Source organism: Agriterribacter sp., assembly GCF_035497235.1.
GTDB lineage: Bacteria > Bacteroidota > Bacteroidia > Chitinophagales > Chitinophagaceae > Agriterribacter.
The window spans coordinates 127,956-149,631 of sequence record NZ_DATJEB010000013.1 but is presented as its reverse complement, the minus strand read 5'-3'; the positions used below and the strand labels follow the sequence as shown (position 1 = coordinate 149,631).

The window sequence follows — 21,676 nt, the reverse complement described above, 5'->3', positions numbered from 1 at the left end:
TGGAAAATATGGAAATGTGAAAATGAGTGTTCCCTAACGATAAGCTATAAACGATTTTCAGATATACTTCACTCACCACTTACTACTTACCACTGTTATAGACGTCCCCTGAGAAGTATATAGAACATGAATACCAGCAGTAAAATAATGATAGTAGTAACAACCGGAATGATGAGTTCCGGCGGTTTCTTTTTCAATAGTTTTTTTCTGCGTTCCGAGAGTTTCTTAACTAATCTTTTGTTGAGCTCATTTATTACAACGGGAAGGTTACCCTTATCTGTTACCTGTTCCAGCCCTTCTGTCGCATCGTTCTCAAAGTCTGAGTCAATCAGCAGCTTTTCTATCTCGTGCCTTTCTTCCGGCGATAACTTATTTTCAAGGTAGTCTAACAGCTTCTTTTGATCGGTTTCTTTTGAATGGGATAATATGTTTAATAAATCATTGTTCATATTTAATAGTTGCTATGTCAAACTTTATTTTCATTTATTTTCTTCTCCATGCTGATCTTTAAGTTACGTTTTCCGTTTTGAATATAGCTTTTGATCTGCATGGTAGTATAGCCGGTTAACGCTGCTATTTCATTGTAGGATTTTTTTTGCAGGTAAAAAAGCGCGATGCATTGTTTTTGTTCTGTATTAAGCGCTTCCAGCGCCTCATTCAATGCCGAAAAGGTAGCGTCTTTTTGCTGGTGGTGAAAAATGCCGTTGTTTTCATCCGGCTCCGATACCATCAATTTTTCCGTAACCGGCAAAGTACTTTTCCCTCTATCCCTGAGTTGCATAAGGCAATAGTTCCGGGCTACCATATACAGCCAGCTTTTAAAGTAGGTTACGGGATATTTTTGCAGTTCTGCAATGGCCTTCAAAAAAATTTGCTGTACCGCGTCTTTCGCTTCTTCCTCGTGTTTTAAGTACTTCATGCACACGCCGTACAACAATAAGGTATACCGTTGCATGAGTATGCCCAGCCATTCATTATTGCCATCTGCATAATAATGTTCTAAAAGCCCCGCATCTGTTATATCGTTAAACGCTGAAGTTGACACGCCTGCAAAGATAATTTTGTATACAATTTTAGATGCGGTTTATTACTAATTCCATATACTATGGGGGAAACGAATAAAAATTAACAATCGTTCGTATCCCCCTTCACCTGTTGTATAGCTACGCTGTAAAGTTTTCTTTATAAAAGAGAATGGCTTCTTCTATTATTTTGAGTGCTGTTGCTTTGTCCTGGAATTCGTTAACGCTTACCGTTTTATTTTCCAGCTTTTTGTATTCTTCAAAAAACTGCCGCAATTCGCTGAAAAAGTGCTTGGGCATTTCCTCAATATTGTTAATATAATTTACGCCCGGATCATTATTGGCAACAGCAATAATTTTATCGTCCGCATCGCCGCCGTCAATCATCTGCATTACGCCAATTACTTTGGCCTGAACAAGGCACAGGGGCTGTATGCTCAGACTGGAAATCACCAGTATATCCAGTGGGTCTTTATCGCCGCCATAGGTTTGTGGAATAAAGCCATAATTTACAGGATAATAAAAAGAAGAATAAATAACCCTGTCTAATTTCAGTAATCCGCTCGGCTTATCTATTTCGTATTTTTGCCTGGAGCCCTGGGGTATTTCTATTACGGCATTTACAATTCGTGGTGCGTTTTCGCCTGGCGCTACGCCATGCCATGGATGAAGTACAGTGTACATAATAAACTATGGTTTTAGCAGGAAAGATAGCAATAAAACCAAACAGAAAATAGGGTATTTTTTACCGGGCTTACATTGGATGTAACAGGTTGCGCTGTTATACGAACGTATTATTTCACTCCGGTGTCTCCTGTAAAAGTATACTTAAAATCAACCCACCACTCGCCATTTATTTTTACCAGTTTAATCTCGCTGTTTTCTCTTTTAAAAGAATTGGAATAATTAATAATGGTTGTGGAGTCGTTAAGCGATTGGGATTTATTAATGATGATGCTGGCATCTTTATAACTGTCTTTTTCTTGCTGGCTTTCCGCGGCGTATTTCTTTTCAATATTTTCAAATAGCCTTTCGTTGGCTCCATCGGATAGTATAAATACTTTGGCCTTTCGCATATCACCGTCAAGCGCAAAGCGGATAAATTCCCTTCCTGCTTCCAGCGGATCATCCGGCTTTTGGTAATCTTCATTTCCGGTACATCCGGATGACAGGATAAGGCAGGTTATGAAAATGATGATTATACTACGCATGAGGCTGATGATTGTAAGCAAAAGTAAGTATTAAATCAGTCTGTCAGTAACCCGTACTTCCATCTCTTACTTTTACCTTTTTCTTTCCCGAATTCTTTTTTTCCCATTCGGTAACGGCTTTGGGTTTTTCGGCTGTTTTTTCCGATGCAGCCGTAGCAACCGTATTGCCGGTGCCTTTTTCTTTCTGTCCAAAAAAATAGTGCTCCTCTTTGGTAATAAACCCGGTATTAGGATCGTAAAATTTCCAGGCGCCGTGCGCCACTGTAGCTACTTCTAATTTTACAACTTTTGTTTCCCATTTATCCGGAATGGCAGGGTCAGGTACCTGCACGGTATCATAAGGATTTTCAGGATTGGTGGCTCTCCAGCTTTCTTCACGGAGGATATCCCCCATTTTAGTATAATACTGTTGCTTTCCGTCCTTTTCTCCCCATTTATAGTTTTCAATAGCTGTTAAATCACCAACAAGGTTATATTTTCTCCAGGCGCCTTCTTTTTTATCATCAGCAAAATAACCTTCCTCTTCATACCCCTGTTCCCCGCGTAACGCATCTACATGAACTACCCATGGTCCCTGCTTTTTGTTGTTATTATCTATCCGGTTTAGGGTATCTCCTTTAACGGAGATAATAAAATTTTTTAACTGCGCCCGGCTCTGCAGGGAGCTGAATAGCAGTAAGATGATAATGTAGCGCATAAGGCGGTATTTTAAAGATGACCCTCGTACTGCAAAGATATATCCAACAACAATGCCATAGCATACAAAAAAGTTAAGGAAACCGGTACTGGCGTTAAAAAAAATATCATTTGTTACATATCAATGATGCACTGTTTGCGTTAAGAAGTGAAATTTTTAGTCTATGAAGACGAAGTCCGGATTACTTTGGAGCTTGATATTTATATGCACTTTTTTTTCCTGTGCTAAAGAAAAAGTTGCAACTGATCAAACTAAAGAAACCGCTTCGGGCACACAAAAGCCTGATGTGGCTTACAATGTAAATGCGGGTATTATACTTGATCTTGCAAATGAAGTACGTGCCAAAGGTTGTACCTGCGGCGCCACTGTTATGCCTGCTGTTCCTGTATTGGTATGGAATGATCTGCTGGCTAAAGCTGCATATAATCATAGCAATGACATGCAGATGAATAATTATTTTTCACATACCAGTGGTGAGAATACAACGGCAGGAGACAGGATAAAGGCAGTGGGATATAACTGGCGCGCTTATGGCGAAAACATTGCAATGGGGCAAACTACCGAACAAATAGTGCTGAATAGCTGGCTGAACAGTGAAGGGCATTGTAAAAATATTATGAATAAAAATTTTAAGGAAATGGGCATTGGGCGTTCAGGAAATTACTGGACGCAGGTATTTGCTGCAAAGTAACTGGCAGGGCGCTGAGCTTTTTTATAAACAGATAGAAAATTTTTTATATCATTTTCCCGGCGATAGCTGTTGACGGGGCTGTAAATTCATTTTCACTTTTTGATATTGCCAGTGTGGCAACACCGTTACCGATAATATTGGTAACAGCCCGCGCTTCACTCATGAATTTATCTACCGCCAACAAAAAAGCCAGCCCTTCCAATGGAATTTTATGAAGTGCGGTAAGGGTAGATGCCAGTATAATAAACCCGCTTCCTGTTACCCCGGCGGCACCTTTGGAAGTGATCATGAGAATACCTACGATAGAGATCATTTCAATACCTGATAAATGCACATTGTATAACTGTGCCAGAAAAATAACCGCCATGGAGAGATAAATGGAGGTGCCGTCTAAATTGAAAGAGTAACCCGTAGGAACAACCAGCCCCACAACGGGCCTGCTGCATCCCATCTTTTCCAGTTTAACCATCAGCGAAGGCAGGGCCGTTTCGGATGAAGATGTGCCAAGAACAATCAGCAGTTCTTCCTGAATGGTACGCAGGAATTTAAAAATACTTAGTTTGTAATAACGCAGGATAAGCCCTAATACTATAAAAACAAATACCGCCATCGTGCCATACATGGTGAGCATTAATTTACCTAAGGGAATGAGCGTTTTGATGCCGAACTTTCCTACGGTATAGGCCATACCGCCAAAAGCACCCACAGGCGCCAGGTACATTACATACTGTAGCGCTTTAAATACGAGGTTTGTTATTTTCGTTAGCAGTGGTGTAAATTTTTGCTGATGCTTGCTCATACTCAGCAAAATCCCGCAAATAATGGCTGCTATAAGTACCTGCAGCGTAAAATTCTCCCTCAGAAAGTGTATCCAGCTAAAATCAGCGTTACCGCTTTCATACGCAGAAGCGTTTTGTATAGGCAACCCTGTTTTATCAATTTTGCCGGGTTGCACTATATTGGCAAATACAATTCCGATGACCAGGGCGATAGTAGTAACTATTTCAAAATAAATAACAGCTTTTAATCCGATCTTCCCTACTTTTTTCAGGTTGCCCATTCCTGTAATGCCCAGTACAATGGTAAGAAAGATGATGGGGCCGATAAACAGTTTAATCAGTTGAATAAAACCTGTGCCCATCCATTCCGTCTTGATAGCTGTTGCAGGAAAAAAATGGCCTAATAGTATGGCGATAATAATAGCAAGTAAAACCCAAAAAGTGAGATGAGAAAAAATTCGCTTAAGCATTTTGGTCAATTGCATGCCTGTACTATTGAAGCTATAGATAAAGGGTTTAAATGTAATATAAAATAGTATGCGGGGTATGCATTACGAATATTCTTTTACGCGCCGAAGTAGGTGAATAGAATAATGTTTTTATTTGTAGTGAAATAAAATATAGGCAAAATGAAAATTGATATTACAGAACTGAATACCGTTTTTTTTATTGGCGTTGCGGGAACAGGTATGAGTGCGCTGGCACAGTATCTTGCCGGGATGGGAAAACAGGTAGCCGGGTCCGACCGGTATTTTTCAACGGGGGCGCCGGGTGATATTCAAACAAAACTGGAGGCTGCGGGTGTCCGCTGCTTTAAACAGGATGGAGAAGGTATTACAGCGGATACAGACCTTGTTGTAGTGTCAGCCGCGGTTGAAGATACCGTGATGGAAGTGCAAAAAGCAAAACAACTGGGTATCCCTGTTATGAAACGATCGGAATTGCTTGCGCATATTGCCAGAGGCAGAAAAACGATCGCTATTGGAGGAACTTCAGGCAAGAGTACCACCAGCGCTATGTTATTTGAAATTTTAAATTATGCGGGGCTGGAGCCGGGTATCATAAGCGGCGCGGGGTTGGTAAGTCTTATCCGTGAAGGGAAAATAGGTAATGCCGAAACTGGCAAAGGCGATTGGCTGGTGATTGAAGCAGATGAAAGCGATGGTTCCATTGTACAGTATGAAGCGGAAATTGGCGTATTGCTGAATGTGGATAAGGATCACCAGGAAATAGATGCATTGATGGATATTTTTGATGTATTTAAAAGAAATACTAAAGGAAGTTTTGTAGTAAATCATTCACACCCTTTAGCAGCAAGGCTTTCTAAAGATATAGCTGCCGATTTTTCTACAGATGTGCATTCCGGTGCAGGGTATGTTGCTGCCGGCTTTAGTCAGGAGGGGTTAAGCATAAAGTTTTTGATTAATGATGTTCCATTTGTGCTGCATACCGTAGGAAGACATAATATGGAAAATGCATTAGCGGCAGTGGCTGTTGCAGGACTATTGGGAATTGATTTATCAACCGCTGCCACTGCGCTCAAAAAGTATGAGGGTATTTACAGGCGCCACCAGGTTATTGGCAATAAACACGGGGTATGGCTGATAGACGATTATGCGCATAATCCTGCTAAATGCGCTGCATCAATTGCCGCCTGTCAGCCCATTGCACCCAGGGTTATTGCCTGGTTTCAACCGCACGGTTACGGGCCAACACGTTTTTTACGTAATGATTTTGTAAAAGAAATTGCAGGTATTTTGCGCCCGGAGGATGAAATATGGATGAGTGAGATATTTTATGCTGGAGGAACGGCTGTGAAAGATATTTCCGCCAGCGACCTGGTTAATGATTTAAAGGCATTGGGGAAAAACGCTTTTTTTACAGAACGGCGGCAGGATTTTATGAGCGAAGCACGTGCTCATCTTACCGGCAATGCGGTGCTGCTGCTTATGGGTGCAAGGGATCCTTCCCTGGAAAGCTTTGCTCAGGAGGTGTGGAAGGAATTGTAAAAGTTGAAATCAATAATTGGCTCAGGCTGCCGTTCTCATTTTTACATTCCACCATATTCCTTTAAAAAAAGATTGCAGGTGTGTAAATTGTCTTTTAAGTAAAAACTTAATGGCGGCAGCCGGTACCGTTAGCAGCAGGAAAAAGGATAGGAAAGCAGAAAATTGCAAAAGATTGCTGTTCCTGCGCATAAACAGAATGCGGTTTCTTGTGTTATAATATACGTTAATAGCGCTTTTTTCAGAAGGAAGTAACGGTTCTTTATTATAAACAATAGCCTTGGGCTGATATAAAATTTTGTATCCGTTTTTCAGTATGCGTGCGCTTACATCGGAGTCGTCAAAATAAATAAAAAAATTCCTGGGAAGCATACCGGCCTGTTCTATTACACTTTTCCTGATCATCATGGCTCCGCTATAAGCGCCATGGGTATACAGCGGAATATCGTATTGCCCTTTGTCTTCTTTTTTGTGACCAATAATAGTTTTCCTTCCTGTTAGCCTGTTCAGGGCGTTGTACCCTGCATATTGTATCTCATTTTTTTTGTGAAAGGAGCAAATTTTCGGGCAGGTAACGCCCAGAATGTTGTCTGTTAAAAACGGAGCTAAAAGATCATCTAATGTGTTTTCAGTGAGTTCCGTGTGATTGTTAACCAGTAATATAAAATCTCCTTTTGCCTGTTGGATACTCCAGTTTACGCCATTATCAGTATTGGCATCTGCTTTTAAAATGCGTGTATTGGGATAGTTACCGGCAATAATTTGCATGGTAGGGTCTGCGGCAGAACCCATATCGCAAACAAGTATTTCATAATGTTTGTAAAGGAGTTTCCTGGTTGATTCTAAAAACTGGCATGTAATTTCCGTTTGGTTCCAGTTAAGCGTGATAATAGATATGAAGGGCTTCGCTTTTACGAGGATGAATTTTTTTTCCTGCATATTATTTCTCTTTAATTATATAATAAATTATAGGCCCTTCTAAGAGCCTGAGAAATAAAGGATTTAATACAGCTTTTCAAAGTGTAGCGTAAAAGCAGGATGGGATACTAATACTAAACACAGGGATATAGGAAGTATTCAATTGGGGTGTTTATATTAACCGGATAGGCTGCAATAAAAGTAACGAATATAATATTTCAAAATAGCGGTTATTGTGTATGCAAAGCCTGTATATCGTTCTTGGCTTGTGAGGTGTTTGCTAAATATTTGGTTATCATTTTAATAAGCATATCATTTTTAAGCCTTTACTGGATTACGCTCAAAGATTTTATCTTTTGGTATTTAAAATATTCCATTGGTTAATAAACCTGTTGAATGGACGGGTATTTTAAAGAATAGCCTTACTAATCATATTTCATCTTCTTGAAAGTTTTCCACTTTTAGCATTTCTTAACTATTTGGTACAATACTTGCAGTCTTCTTCAAACTTTTATTAACATACTAAATCCAGTTACTATGCGTAAAATCTACTTAAGGTTTCTCCGCAGGAAAGCATTATGCGCCTACTATGAATAATGATTCTTTCATTAGGCGCTTTTAACCGTACATTATTTTTTAAACCTCTTTATTTCCTGAAAAATCATGAACCAGAATCCCAAGAGCAATGGTTTGCTCAACCTGCCATTTCAAAATCCATTTTCTTTTTTCGTTTTACTCATTTCTTTTTTCCTGTTTAGCAGTCAAAGCACTTTTGCACAATATCAAAAAACGCAGAAAGCTGTGAATGCGAAAATTGATTCGTATGTAAATGGCTATTACGAATCATTACCCGTTGATTACGCTTCAAGTACAACAAAAAAATATCCTTTACTTATTTTTATTCATGGTGTTGGAGAGATTGGTGATGGAACTTCTCAACTCAGCTTAGTGTTGAGACATGGTCCTCCCAAACTGCTTAATGCAGGTACATTTCCTGCATCTTTTACTGTTGGGGGCGAGAATTTTTCTTTCATTGTAATCTCTCCCCAGCTTACGGACAATAATTATACTGCATCACCTACAATAATAAATGATATTATTAATTATTGTAAACAGAAATACCGGGTTGATGAACAGCGTATTTATCTTACCGGTTTAAGTATGGGCGGCACAATGACCTGGCGGTTTGGAGGCAATTCTAAAACAAATGCAGATAAAATTGCGGCGAGTTTAGTTGTGTGTGGAGGTATTTCCAATTCCTCGACCACGATATCTAATATTGGGAACTCTAAACTACCTGTTTGGGCTACTGTTAATTCGGGAGACCCGGTGATGTCTGCAACAACGACTACGGCCGCTATTGCTGCAATAAATGCGTTTGTTCCGACTCCGCCAAAGGCTTTGTTAAGTGTCTTTCCGGTGAGTGGACACGATGCGTGGACGAAAACATACGATCCTAATTTTAAGCAGGATGGTTTAAATGTATACGAATGGATGCTTTCTTATAAAAGGGGAACTTCTTCGCAACCTGTTCCGCCTATAGCTAATGCTGGTTTAAGCCAGACAATTACACTGCCAGCGAATAGTGTTACCCTTGATGGCAGCAAATCCGCAGCTTCTTCGGGTACTATTACCAGTTATGCCTGGTCAAAAGTATCCGGTTCTACCGCAACCATTACAAGCCCTGCTTCGGTTAAAACAACCGTTACAGACATGGTTGCCGGTACTTATCAGTTTAAATTAACGGTTAAGGATAGTAATGGGAATTCGGCCAGTGCAACTGTTAGCGTTACTGTAAATGCTGCCGGAGCAGTTACTCCGTTACAGTCCAATGCCGGTGCAAACCAAACCATAACGCTCCCCACCAATAGTGTAATTGTAGATGGGAGCGGTAAATCCACTTATCCATCGGGCAGCACTTTTTTGTGGGTAAAAAAGGATGGGCCTGCAGGTGGTACAATTGCCTCTCCTGCTTCGTTGAAAACAGCTATAACGGGACTGAATACGGCCGGAGATTACCAGTTCCAACTAAGGATAACCGATAAGAACGGGAATGTTTCCGCATCATCTATGCATGTTATTGTAAATCCTGCCCCGGCATCAACAGATATAACAACACTAAAATCTAATGCCGGCGCCAACCAAACCATAACGCTTCCCACTAATAGTGTAACAGTAGATGGGAGTGCTAAATCCACTTATCCTACAGGGAGCACTTTCTTATGGGTAAAAAAGAATGGTCCTGCGGGAGGTACAATTGCATCTGCTACTTCGCTGAAAACAGCTATAACGGGGCTGAATACGGCCGGGGATTACCAGTTCCAACTGAGGATAACCGATAAGAACGGAAATGTTTCTGCGTCATCCATGCATGTTATTGTTAATCCTGCCCCGGGATCGGTAAGTCTAACGGTACTTCATTCGGATGCAGGCAGTGATCAAATCATAACGCTTCCTGTATCGAAGGTTTATCTTGACGGTACCCAATCAACCGGTCCTGAAGGCTGTACGCATATATGGAAGCAATCAGGCGGCCCTGTAATGGCTAAAATACTTTATCCTTATAGCATAAAAACAGATGTAACAGGATTAACCGTTGCGGGAACTTATAAATTCCAGTTGGTAATAACAGATACCAAAGGAGATGTTGCCACATCAACAGTAACCATAACTGTAAATGCCGCTGCAGGCAGTGCACCGCTTCATGCAGATGCCGGCAGTAATCAAACGATAACGCTTCCTGTATCGAAGGTTTATCTTGACGGTACCCAATCAACCGGTCCTGAAGGCTGTACACATATATGGGATCAGGCAGTCGGCCCGGTAACGGCTAAAATACTTTATCCATATAGCATAAAAACAGATGTAACAGGATTAACCATTGCGGGAACTTATAAATTCAGGTTATTAATAACAGATGCTCAAGGGAATGCAGTTAGTTCTTATGTTACCATAACGGTGGAATCTGCCGTATCTGGCAGAACGATGGCAGGTTCGGATGAGAATATCAGGCAGGATCAATCATTACAAGTGGTGGGGCCAGATATTTCATCTGCATCAGCAGAGTTAGAAGTGAAGGTTAATCCTAATCCTGTTCAATCTGATATGACCATACGGATTAATGGAAAACCTAAAGGGAAAACAAGTGTGACCATATACAGCCTAAGCGGACAAATATTATTACAGCAAGAGTTTGTTAAAGACGCTTCAGGTGCTGTAAGTAAAACGTTTAATATATCTAAACTTGCACCTGGTACTTATATCGGACAAATTATTGTGGATAATAAATACAAAAAGACAATAAAAATATTGAAACAATAGCTATCTGCTCCCGGTAATTTAGATCCAAAACTGCCCCGAATAAATTTATTCGGGGCAGTTTCTTTGTGTCGGGTATGTAAACACAGCGGCGGCGTCAGGCAGTCAGAGATTGTAAAGCGATAAAGACTACTAATCCGGTTTAATCGTATAATTTTACTCCGGGTGATATTTATGTTTATTTAATCTGATATATTTTCAGTTCATCATCAGAAACTACCCCTTCTTCTTTATTTAAATTTAACCGGTTTTTATTTTTTCCCTGCCCGATGTCGGAGACTTTTTATCATTGGCCAACTAAATAGCCTTATACGGCTATACGATTGGCATTTCCTTTGGAGTTTATACTAGTGTCAAGTTAACTATACATATTCGGTAGAATATCAATCTTGGTATTACTATGGTTTATATATAGAGTATTTTTTTATAATCCGTATATCCTGCAAAACCATGAAACAAAAAATTAACAGGTACGCTTGTTTACCTAATCTATTACTATGTTTCGTTCTTTTGTTTTTAATTTTAAATTCTGCACTTGCCCAGGTACAAAAACAGACTCCTGTTTATGTCTCTCTTTCCACTATGGTCGGCGGTTATTATGAGTCATTGCCCGTAGACTATACTACAAATCCCGGGAAAAAATATCCCTTACTCATTTTTATTCATGGAAAGGGAGAACTTGGTGATGGTTCTGCATCACAGTTACCAAGAGTACTGGTAAATGGACCAGCCAGGTTACTTAATCAGGGGAAGTTTCCAGGTTCGTTTACAGTAAATGGTCAGAAATTTTCATTTATTGTTATCTCTCCGCAGTTTATTAGCAACAGTTATACTGCTTCTCCGGCCGCTATAAATGATATTATTACTTATTGTGTTCAAAAATACAGAGTTGATGAGGAACGCATTTATATAACGGGCTTGAGTATGGGTGGAGGGTTTACCTGGAAATATATAGGGGCATACCCTGAACGCGTAGCCGCAGCCATACCCGTTTGTGGAAGTGTAACTGCTACAGCGGAAGCTGTTAACAGGATTGCATCCGCAAATCTACCAGTTTGGGCCACACACAATTCCGGGGATCCAACAGTATCCGTGAATGTAACTAAAAAATGGATAAATCTGCTGAATGCACATATACCGCCACCTGATCCCAAGCCAGTTTTAACCATTTTTGATGTAAATAGCCATGATGCATGGTCTAAAACGTATGACCCTAATTTCAGGGAAAACGGGCTGAATGTATATGAGTGGATGCTGTCTTATAAAAAAGGAGGCTCCGTATCATTACCACCTATGGCAAACGCAGGCGTTGATCAAATAATAACATTACCTCTGAACAGCGTAAGTCTCAACGGTACCGAATCTACAGCTCCCGCCGGTACGATTAGTAGCTATGCATGGACAAAAGTATCGGGGCCGTCGAATGGAACTATATCTTCTCCAGATAGCGGCAAAACAACCGTTACTAATCTTTCAGAAGGTACATATCAGTTTCAATTAAAAATTACAGATAATAACGGCGGAACCTCAACCGCTATTGTAACCATAAAGGTTAATCCTGCACCTTTACCGCCTGTAGCCAATGCAGGAGTCGCACAAATTATTACGCTTCCTTTAAGTAGTGTAATACTTGACGGAACAAAATCAACAGCTCCATCGGGCAGCATCACAACTTATCAATGGAGTAAACTTTCGGGACCTGCTCCGGGAACCATAGTAACTGCCACTAACTCATCTACTATGGTAAATGGATTGGTAGAAGGCGTATATCTCTTTCAGTTAAAAATTACAGATAGTAACGGGGGAACTTCAACCGCTATCGTTAGTATTACTGTTAATGCGGCGCCCATACCGCCTATTGCCGATGCAGGTAATGATCAAACAATAGACTTGCCGGCTAACAGTGCTGTTTTAGATGGAAGTAATTCCACGGCGCCGGCAGGAAGCATTATTAACTACGAATGGAGTAAGTTATCCGGGCCATCCAATGAAAATATCATCAACCCATCGGACGTTTCTACAACGGTGAGCGGACTTACAAAAGGAATATATCAGTTTGAATTGAAAGTAACAGATAATAATGGTGTAACCTCCTCCGCAACAATAACGGTTACCGTAAATGCTACGGTAGCTCCTCCCGTTGCTAATGCAGGTAATGCACAAACCATAACGCTTCCAAACAATGTAGTAACCTTGGATGGCAGCACCTCATCTGCACCAGGTGATATAGTCAGCGGCTATGCGTGGCGTAAGGTTTCAGGCCCCCTCAATGAAACAATTATTGATCCGCTTAATGTTACTACCCTTGTTACCGGTCTTATAGAAGGTGTATATAAATTTGAATTAAAAGTAACAAACAGCAAAGGGTTATCTTCTACTGCTGTTATTACCGTCACTGTAAATGCCACGCCGTTACCCCCTGTAGCTAATGCGGGTATTGCTCAAACTATAGCATTACCAGATAATAGTGTAAGCTTAGACGGTAGCGGTTCCACTGCTCCATCGGGCAGCATCAGCAGTTATGAATGGAGTAAACTATCCGGTCCTGCGGGCGAAACGATTGTTTTACCAGGCAATGCTGCTACTACGGTAACAGGTCTTGTGGAAGGCGTATATATCTTTGAGTTGAAAGTAGCCGATAATAACGGGGCTACGTCAATCTCCTCTGTTACCATTACGGTAAAAGCCGCGCTGTTACCCCCTGTAGCGAATGCAGGTAATGCGCAAACTATAGTGTTGCCTAATAATAGTGTAAGCTTAGACGGTAGCGGTTCCACTGCTCCATCGGGCAGTATCAGCAGCTATGAATGGAGCAAGATATCCGGACCTTCAGGAGAGCGCATAACTGCTCCGGACAATGCGGTTACTACAGTTACAGAACTGGCAGAAGGTACATATCAGTTTGAGTTGAAAGTAACAGGTGATAATGGTTTGTCATCAACAAGTATAATAACTGTAACGGTGAGTACCGCTATTATACCTCCTGTAGCTAATGCGGGTGTTGCGCAAACAGTAGCATTGCCAAACAATACAGCAACTTTGGATGGCAGCGCTTCTGCCGCTCCCTCGGGAAGTATTAGTAGTTACAAATGGATTAAAATTTCCGGGCCATCTGGCGGGGATATAGCTGATTCGGAAAATGAAATAACTGATGTTACCGGCCTTACAGCAGGTGTATATAAGTTTCAATTAACAGTAACCGATAATAACGGAGCAACCTCCACCGCTTCGGTTAGCATTACAGTAAAGGCGGCGCCATTACCTCCGGTGGCTTATGCCGGCGTTGCGCAAACCATAACATTGCCAGATAACAGTGTAAGCTTAGACGGTAGCGGTTCTGTCGCTCCATCGGGAACCATCAGCAGTTATGAATGGAGTAAAACATCTGGTCCTTTGGGAGGGGTAATTACTTCGCCGGGCAGTACTGCCACTACAGTAACGGGTCTCGTGGAAGGCGAATATACCTTTGAATTGAAAGTAACCGATAGCAACGGGTCTGCATCAGTTGCCTCTGTTATCGTTACAGTAAAAGCGGCGCCATTACCTCCTGTAGCTAACGCAGGTATTGCTCAAACCATAACATTGCCGGATAATAGTGTAAGCTTGGATGGTAGCGGTTCCACTGCTCCATCGGGCAGTATCAGCAGTTATGAATGGAGTAAGATATCCGGTCCATCGGGCGAAGCGATCACTTCACCGGGCAGCACTGCTACTATAGTAACAGGTCTTGTGGAAGGGGTATATACCTTTGAATTAAAGGTGACTGATAATAACGGAATTACATCAACAGCCTCCGTTATCATTACGGTAAAGGTAGCGCCATTGCCCCCGGTAGCTAATGCAGGCAGTACTCAAACCATAACATTGCCAGATAATAGTGTAAGCTTAGACGGTAGTGGTTCAACTGCACCCTCGGGCAGCATCAGCAGCTATGAATGGAGTAAGATATCCGGTCCATCGGGAGAAGTAATTACTTCGCCGGGCAGCCCTGTTACTACAATAACAGGTTTGGCAGAAGGCGTATATGCCTTTGAATTGAAAGTAACCGATAACAACGGAACTATGTCAACTGCATTGGTTGCCATTACGGTAAAAGCGGCGCCATTACCTCCTGTAGCTAATGCAGGTATTGCTCAAACCATAACATTGCCGGATAATAATATAACCTTAGACGGCAGTGGCTCTTCCGCTTCTACCGGCAATAGCATTGTCAGCTATCGCTGGAGTAAAATTTTCGGGCCGGTGGAAGGTGTTATCGTGGATGCTACTGGTATTAATACAATGGTTACGGGACTTATAGCAGGCGTCTATAAATTTCAATTAGAAGTAACGGATGACAAGGGTGGAAAAGCAACAGCTATTATGACAGTAACAGTAAAAGCTGCTCCGCCACCTCCGGTTGCGGATGCAGGGAACGATCAAACGATAATATTACCTGTTAACAGCACCAGTCTTGATGGGTCTAAATCCATAGCATCCGGTGGCAGCATTACAAATTATGAATGGCGTAAAGTGTCGGGGCCTTCGGGTGGAAATATTATCAATGCTTTCCAGGCTTTATCTTCCATAACCGGACTCCTGGAAGGTAAATATCAATACCGGTTAACTGTTACAGATAACAGAGGATCTGTTGCTACTGCTACAATATTCATTACGGTAAAGGCGGCGCCGCTACCCCCGGTAGCGAATGCAGGTAGTGCGCAAATTATCACATTGCCTGCTAACAGCATTACGTTGAATGGAACGCAATCTTCTGCTCCTGCAGGACAAATAAAAAGTTATGCATGGAGTAAAATAGCAGGTCCTCCAAGTGGCGCGATCAATAATGCCGCCAATGCAGTTACAGCAGTTGACGGGCTTGTTGCCGGTACCTATGTGTTCCAATTGAAGATTATTGACAATAATAGTAATTCGGCCACAGCAAGTGTTACTGTTATTGTAAACCCTGCCCAGGTTGTTCCGCCTGTGGCAGATGCGGGAACCGATATCTCCGTTCAGCTTCCGCTGAGCCATATAACTTTAGATGGAAGCAGATCATACGCGCGGAAAGGTGAAATTGAGAACTATAAATGGGAAAAGGTTTCCGGACCGGGTACTCTTAAAATTTTAAATTCAAATTCGGCTGCTCCGGCAATTCAAAATGTGGACCCGGGTATATACGTATTCAGGTTAACTGTGGAAGATTCCAATGGGTTTATCAATTGGGATGATATTACTATTACAGTAATGGATGAGACAATAATACTGCCTCCTCCGGTAGCTAATGCGGGGGAGACGAGAACAATACCACTAACAGATGGAGAACTGTTTTTAGATGGCGGCTTGTCGTATGCTCAATTCGGGACAATTGAAAAGTATAACTGGATAATGCTATCGGGTCCTTCCGGTGTGAAAATAGACAATGCCGGGTCAGACCTGCCCCTGGTATCCGAACTGATAACGGGCGAGTATGTATTTGAGTTAACGGTTACGGATAATACAGGAAAAACCGATAAGGCAACAGTGAAAATTATTGTAACTAATGCAGGAGGAAGACCGGACCTTTCACCGGTAATAAAGGCCTTCCCGAATCCTGTATATGAAATAGCTTCGATAGAATTACAAGGCCCTGCTAAAGGCAGAACGAGTATAAGTGTATATGATGTGAATGGAAAGAAGGTATTTAAAACAGAGTTTGTTAAAGATGATATCTATGTTAATCACCAGTTGAATATGTCGGGATTCGTAAAAGGAGTTTATTTTATTGAGGTAGTAATAGATTACCAGTACAAATCCGTAATGAAAGTTATTAAATTGTAATCTTATATTGTTTAATTATGTGGTTAGATAGGTTACGGAGCGGCATAAGGGGCTGATGCTCCCTCCGGGCGAACAGCCGCACTAACTAAGTGGAATTGTAATCGGAACGGCCTTGCCTAAAGGGTTTATAGTATGCAAAGGCGGCAAGCGATAACATCGGTTTGTCGCCTTTTGTATCACCATATGCAAATATGGTTTCATATTCTTCAAGCTGAAATAGCGTTTTAATTCTTTTTACTTTTTCTACACCATTGCAATTTTTGCCATCTATTTTTCCTGTAATACTGCCATCTTTTATTTCGAGCTTTGTAGCAATACATTTTATGTGGTTTTGCCCGCACCACCCTTCTATCCAGTTCTCCGCAGAAGCAGTTACTATTACAACCGTTGTGTTATTTTGCTTGTGCTTATTTATTTCCTGTAACGCGTCAGGGCGTATAAGCCGGGGTAGTTTTCTTGTAATAAATTCATCGCATTTTCGCTGGAAGTCCTGCAGGGGGGTATCTTTAAAAAAGAAGGTAAGCACTTTTTCTTTTGTAGCGGCGTTTGAAATGATACGCAGTTTCATTGCTATCAGCCATGGTGACAGCTTAATCAGCCCTACGTACAGCGCCCGTTTACCTTTTTGATATTTAATAATTTCAAATAAGGTATCCTTACAGGTAATGGTGCCGTCAAAATCAAAAAAAGCGATGGCGTTTTTCACAATTTCATTCTTTTAAATACAGGCTCAGGAATTAGCTTAATTATACACATGATCCACCTCCAAAACCATTTTACATACACAATGTTTTTTCTTTTTTGAACCGCATTGTATATGGATTGGGCAACATCGTTTGGCTGTGCCGTTAGTAATTTTGGTAAGTTTAAATGTTCCGTCATTTTGGTGTATACAAAGCCGGGGAGTACGGTTACCACATGCACTCCTTTTTCGTGCAATTTATTTCTGAGTCCTGAAAGATAGGCGGTAAACCCGGCTTTAGCACTTCCGTAGATATAGTTACTTTGCCTTCCCCTTTCCCCTGCCACGGAACTAATGCCAACAATGGAGCCCTGCTTTTTCGATGCATAGTCTTTAGCAACAATGTTTAAAATACTTACAGTTCCTGTATAATTTGTATGTATTGTTTTTAAGGTTTCCTGCTGGTCATCTATAACCGTTTCATTGTCGTTCATATAGCCAAAAACGCATACTGCAATATCGGGTTTAGGGCTTAATGCATCGTAAAAAGGTTTGTGGGAGGCAAAATCAACAGCATCAAACTGGTGGATGCTGCAGTGGATATTATAACGAATGGACAAGTCGGATTGAAGCGGAAGCAATTTTAAGGTATCCCTGGAAGCTAATTGTATTGCAAACTTTCTTTCTGCGAATAATTTTGCTATTGCGATGCCCATATCAGATGTGGCTCCAAGAATTAGAATGGTTGGCATGTGTGTAGTGGTTAAAGGGGTAATGAGTACTCACCAAATTACCGTCAGGGTATCTAAAAATTTAGGATATGAAAAAAGCTGTTTCTCTTCAGGTAAATAAGAAAATAAAAGCTGATCATCCATAGTATAATACATATTTGGATGAAGCGATCCTTGTAAAGAATTTTTGTTGGTGATCCGGCACCGGAATGAACATAAATAATTTGTAAATAACGCATAACACCTGCCATTACAAATAAACTTGTTAAATAGAGCCTGTTGGTTCCCTGTCTCTCTATTACCCTGTCGGATAGTGTATACATAAAATAGGAAACAATCATCACTGCCGATATTAGGGCCAGCAATGTATTTAAAAAGTCCAGTGTATAGCCTTCCATTGCTTTGCGCATGTTTATGCCGGATGAAATGGTGAGTAACACGTCATCCCTTCTTTTTCCGGCGGCCATAAATAAGGCAAGCAGAAAAACCATAATGTTCATCCAAATAGTTACATGTACATCTGCGATTACTCCTCCTGACCTGATCCTTAATGAAAACCCTATAGCAATGATGAATATATCAAGGATGGGAATATTTTTCAATCCGGATGAGTAGGCGATGTTCAAAGAAAAATATATGCCCAGCAATGAAAGAAAGGTATTACCGATTTTATGTGCAATTAAAAATCCGGTGATAAATAAAACAATTGCAATGGCTAAAGCAATTGCTGTCTTTGCTTTGCCAGAGGCGAGGGGGCGATTTTGTTTTAGAGGGTGCCTCCTGTCGCTTTCAATATCAGCATAATCATTGATAATATATATACAGCTTGCTATACAACAAAAAGCAACAAAGCCTTCAAAAACATCAAAAAGTTTCATCAGGTTGAAAACCTCGCCTGAAAAGAAGAGTGGCAGATATAAAAAAAAATTCTTGGCCCAATCTTTTGGACGCAACAGTTTAAGGTAAACCACAAGCTATTAATATTTTATGTAAGCTAAAATATATCTATGAATTCATAAAAATAGTATATTCAATCACTAAATCAACCATTTTAATTACACTATATCCTATAATATAACGTTTGTTACCCAGTTTTAATGCATTACAGGTTTAGTGAATGACCGACTTTAACCAAATTTTTGTTGTATATTTTTAAGATTAACCCTTACTAATGACTTATAAAAAATTTTTACCGATCCTGGAAGTAACCATTATTGTTGGATTGGCAATTTTCCCTATAATGCTAACAATGCCTTACAGGGCTTATGTTTATTTGTCCTGGGAAGGGGCATACCGGTTAAGTGAAGGCCAGTTACCCTTTCGCGATTTTGGATTACCTGTAGGAGGAATGTATTGGGTCGTACCTGCCATTTTCTTTAAAATCTTTGGTGCCCAGGTAATCACCCTGTTAAAAGTCCAGGCCTTTTTAAATATTTTATCGGGATTAGCTTTCCGCTCCATATTGAAAACTGTAGGAGTAAACCCAATAGTATCTGTAACTTCAGTGCTCTTGTATTGCATATCTTATTCTTTCCAGAATTTTTGGCCCTGGTATAATCATTCTGTATTTGTATATGGGTTTATCGCGGTTGCTTTTGTATTGAAGGCTATTCTTAAAGATGATTGGAAACGAGGGTGGGTGTTGCTATTATTAGGTGCGGTATTTACATTCTTTTCATTCTTTACCAAGCAGGATGGAGGAGGGTTAATATTTGTAATATGCGCCTTTTTATTAGTATACAATAGCTATGTTGAAAAGAGATGGCGGCCATTGGCGATATATACCGGCGGTGTTTTCTTATTTATTGCTATTGCAGTGCTTTTTTTCTCCCAATACGACTTCAATTACTGGTTTAACCATGGGCAAAAGCCACATAATGCCAGGATATCTGCCGGAGAAATCATAAAAGGATTTCTTGGTGAATCACAATGGTTAAAATTTTACCTCTTTATTATTGTGTTGCTGGCAATTTCAAAATTCACCAATTGGAAAAATTTCGTCCGGGATAGGAGATATATAATTTTTCTGCTTCTGACTCTTGGAATATTGTGCATGGCAGCTATCATACAAATTACAAGCTATACACCTGCTTTTGGAAACATGTTCTTTCACAGTTTTGCCTTTGCTTTTATTCTGAATGAGCTTGTCACGCGTTTAAATCTAAAAGCCAATGTGAAAATTCTTCTACCTGTATTATTAGGAGGAGTACTGTTGTGGTGGAGTCAATTGCCCTGGGAATATTTGGAGCGAATGTTCTTTAAAGGGGAGAGTCGCGGCAGTATAGTATCGTCAGATGATAACGAGAATGTGGTTACGATGTACAACTTTAAGCTTTCTGAGGAAAATGCAACCGGTGAACAACGTAAATGGGTAAGTTCCGATTTGCATGTTTTAAAAGGAATGAGCATGCCTGCATCTTCTATTGGTGGCATAGAAAGAATATTAAAAATGGACGTAGTGAGGAGGAAAAAGGATATTAAGGTACTTAACATGTCGGAGCTTACATTTTTAGCTGCCGAAATACCTTATTCTCTTGAACGTAATCCTAAAGCTCCTTTGTGGCACCATCTTGGAGTTGGAATGTTTAACGCACAGCTGCGTATGTATGAAGACCGGATCCGTAATAATTATTATGATTTGGTGATATTTGAATATGTCCCCACTTACAATAACCTTTTTCCTTTTGCTGTGCGCGATGCTTTGAAGGCAGATTACCAGCTATCAGATACTTTTGATGCCCCACGTAGCGGATCACGCCCGGGAACCATTGAAGTATATGTAAAGAAGCAATAGGGTAGATGTTTTTTCCTTTTTTACTCATCTTTTTTACTTGCCGTTGCTAACAGATTTATTTCCGTTGCTCCATATCATTGTAACAAACAGCCCTCCAAATTGTTTAACAGAGAAGGATATGAACCGGGCGAAAGAGCTTGTTGGATGAATGGGGTGTGTACAATCGTGTATTAAAGAAGGTGTTTAGCGTAAGGCAAATTATTGTGAAATTAATCTAGTACACTGCGTTTACCCCCGACTTTTTTCCGCTGGTGTATTTTGTGTTTTCTCTGCCGCCTTTTCTAATGATTTTTAAATCCGAAGCCATTCGTATTAACTGTTTTGTTATGAACTATAAACTGCTCAAAGGAGGGCATTTGCCTGACAGGAAATGCCGGGAAATACTGGAACTGTTTTGTGACGATCTTACTGCTACACAGATAGCTGACATCAGCGGGGTAAGCAGGGTAACTGTAAATAATTATTTCAGAATTATCCGTTCTGCCATTGCTTCTTTTTGTGAAGCCGGTTTATATACAGGGCAGCAGTCTCCTGTTTTTAATAACGGCGTAACATGCGGTACGGGTAATAACCCTGCTGCCTTTTATGGGTTCTGCTTAAATAAGGGAAAAGTTTCTACGGACTGGCTTAGAAGTATAAGCCTTACAGCGATAGAGCAATTACATAATGGCCATGGGGCAAAAAATGGAGGATCAGTTACCGGTTTTGAAGCATATCATGCAGTGGCTGATTGCAATAACTGGCATTTATATTGGCTGGATGGAAATAAAGAAGTTTCTTCTATGGTGGTGAATGCGCTACCGGAAATTACAGGTTTTTGGAAGCATACCAAAAGCCGTTTACAAAAGTTCAGAGGCATGAATAAAAATACGTTGTACCTGCATATTAAGGAGTGCGAGTTCCGGTATAATTTCAGGAATGATGATATGCTTATTGCGCTAACTGACATTATTAATGCAAGGCGGCATTCAACGAATAAAGTCAATGAAAATCCTGTTCTGGTATAGAAAATACCATCTGCAATGGCG

General features: G+C 40.6%; 16 protein-coding genes. 6 read left to right on the top strand and 10 right to left on the bottom strand.

The window, feature by feature from the left end; translation table 11 throughout:
• Positions 1 to 95: 95 nt before the first annotated feature.
• The 5 genes from VL121_RS03595 to VL121_RS03575 all read right to left on the bottom strand — a co-directional run bounded on the left by VL121_RS03595 (position 96) and on the right by VL121_RS03575 (position 2,930).
• A complete protein-coding gene (locus VL121_RS03595) occupies positions 96 to 449 on the bottom strand; it encodes a hypothetical protein (RefSeq protein ID WP_325402237.1) in 354 nt (117 codons plus the stop codon).
• A 17-nt stretch (positions 450 to 466) separates the two neighbouring features.
• Positions 467 to 1,045 carry an RNA polymerase sigma factor gene (locus VL121_RS03590; protein WP_325402235.1) on the bottom strand — a complete coding sequence of 193 codons (579 nt, stop codon included), beginning with the start codon at positions 1,043 to 1,045 and terminating at the stop codon, positions 467 to 469.
• Between the two features lie 118 nt (positions 1,046 to 1,163).
• Positions 1,164 to 1,706: an inorganic diphosphatase gene (locus VL121_RS03585; RefSeq protein ID WP_325402233.1), complete on the bottom strand. Its 543-nt coding sequence runs from the start codon at positions 1,704 to 1,706 to the stop codon at positions 1,164 to 1,166.
• 110 nt (positions 1,707 to 1,816) lie between these two features.
• On the bottom strand, positions 1,817 to 2,233 hold the full coding sequence (locus VL121_RS03580; protein WP_325402231.1) for a hypothetical protein: 417 nt from the start codon (positions 2,231 to 2,233) through the stop codon (positions 1,817 to 1,819).
• Between the two features lie 43 nt (positions 2,234 to 2,276).
• A complete protein-coding gene (locus VL121_RS03575; protein ID WP_325402229.1) occupies positions 2,277 to 2,930 on the bottom strand; it encodes a toxin-antitoxin system YwqK family antitoxin in 654 nt (217 codons plus the stop codon).
• Positions 2,931 to 3,093: 163 nt separating this feature from the next.
• On the opposite strand from VL121_RS03575, the gene VL121_RS03570 reads away from it, so the two are divergent.
• Entirely contained in the window at positions 3,094 to 3,621 is a 528-nt protein-coding gene (locus VL121_RS03570) for a CAP domain-containing protein (protein WP_325402227.1), read from the top strand.
• Positions 3,622 to 3,664: 43 nt separating this feature from the next.
• On the opposite strand, the gene VL121_RS03565 is transcribed toward VL121_RS03570, so the two are convergent.
• A complete protein-coding gene (locus VL121_RS03565; protein WP_325402225.1) occupies positions 3,665 to 4,870 on the bottom strand; it encodes a cation:dicarboxylate symporter family transporter in 1,206 nt (401 codons plus the stop codon).
• Between the two features lie 159 nt (positions 4,871 to 5,029).
• Here VL121_RS03565 and VL121_RS03560 point away from each other — a divergent pair, with 159 nt between their 5' ends.
• Positions 5,030 to 6,409: a Mur ligase domain-containing protein gene (locus VL121_RS03560; RefSeq protein ID WP_325402223.1), complete on the top strand. Its 1,380-nt coding sequence runs from the start codon at positions 5,030 to 5,032 to the stop codon at positions 6,407 to 6,409.
• A gap of 21 nt (positions 6,410 to 6,430) precedes the next feature.
• Here the strand turns inward: VL121_RS03560 and VL121_RS03555 are convergent, their stop codons facing one another.
• Positions 6,431 to 7,345 (bottom strand): glycosyltransferase family 2 protein, encoded by a 915-nt coding sequence (locus tag VL121_RS03555; protein ID WP_325402221.1) that lies wholly within the window; start codon positions 7,343 to 7,345, stop codon positions 6,431 to 6,433.
• A 642-nt stretch (positions 7,346 to 7,987) separates the two neighbouring features.
• Here VL121_RS03555 and VL121_RS03550 point away from each other — a divergent pair.
• Complete coding sequence (locus VL121_RS03550; protein WP_325402219.1) at positions 7,988 to 10,645, top strand: PKD domain-containing protein; 2,658 nt, start codon at positions 7,988 to 7,990, stop codon at positions 10,643 to 10,645.
• A 507-nt stretch (positions 10,646 to 11,152) separates the two neighbouring features.
• Positions 11,153 to 16,441, top strand: a complete 5,289-nt coding sequence (locus VL121_RS03545) for a PKD domain-containing protein (RefSeq protein WP_325402217.1) — start codon at positions 11,153 to 11,155, stop codon at positions 16,439 to 16,441.
• Between the two features lie 85 nt (positions 16,442 to 16,526).
• On the opposite strand, the gene VL121_RS03540 is transcribed toward VL121_RS03545, so the two are convergent.
• Genes VL121_RS03540 through VL121_RS03530 form a run of 3 tightly spaced genes read right to left on the bottom strand, consistent with a single transcriptional unit; the run spans position 16,527 to position 18,825 of the window.
• A complete protein-coding gene (locus VL121_RS03540; protein ID WP_325402215.1) occupies positions 16,527 to 17,147 on the bottom strand; it encodes an HAD-IB family hydrolase in 621 nt (206 codons plus the stop codon).
• The gene (locus VL121_RS03535) at positions 17,144 to 17,875 is read right to left on the bottom strand and encodes an SDR family oxidoreductase (RefSeq protein WP_325402213.1); all 732 of its coding nucleotides are present in this window, start codon (positions 17,873 to 17,875) and stop codon (positions 17,144 to 17,146) included. Before VL121_RS03535 ends, VL121_RS03540 begins: the two co-directional genes overlap by 4 nt.
• Positions 17,876 to 17,928: 53 nt before the next feature.
• A complete protein-coding gene (locus VL121_RS03530; protein WP_325402211.1) occupies positions 17,929 to 18,825 on the bottom strand; it encodes a decaprenyl-phosphate phosphoribosyltransferase in 897 nt (298 codons plus the stop codon).
• A 200-nt stretch (positions 18,826 to 19,025) separates the two neighbouring features.
• Between VL121_RS03530 and VL121_RS03525 the strand changes: the two genes are divergently transcribed.
• On the top strand, positions 19,026 to 20,648 hold the full coding sequence (locus tag VL121_RS03525; RefSeq protein ID WP_325402209.1) for a hypothetical protein: 1,623 nt from the start codon (positions 19,026 to 19,028) through the stop codon (positions 20,646 to 20,648).
• A 326-nt stretch (positions 20,649 to 20,974) separates the two neighbouring features.
• Positions 20,975 to 21,655 carry a hypothetical protein gene (locus tag VL121_RS03520; RefSeq protein ID WP_325402207.1) on the top strand — a complete coding sequence of 227 codons (681 nt, stop codon included), beginning with the start codon at positions 20,975 to 20,977 and terminating at the stop codon, positions 21,653 to 21,655.
• The last annotated feature ends 21 nt before the right edge of the window (positions 21,656 to 21,676 follow it).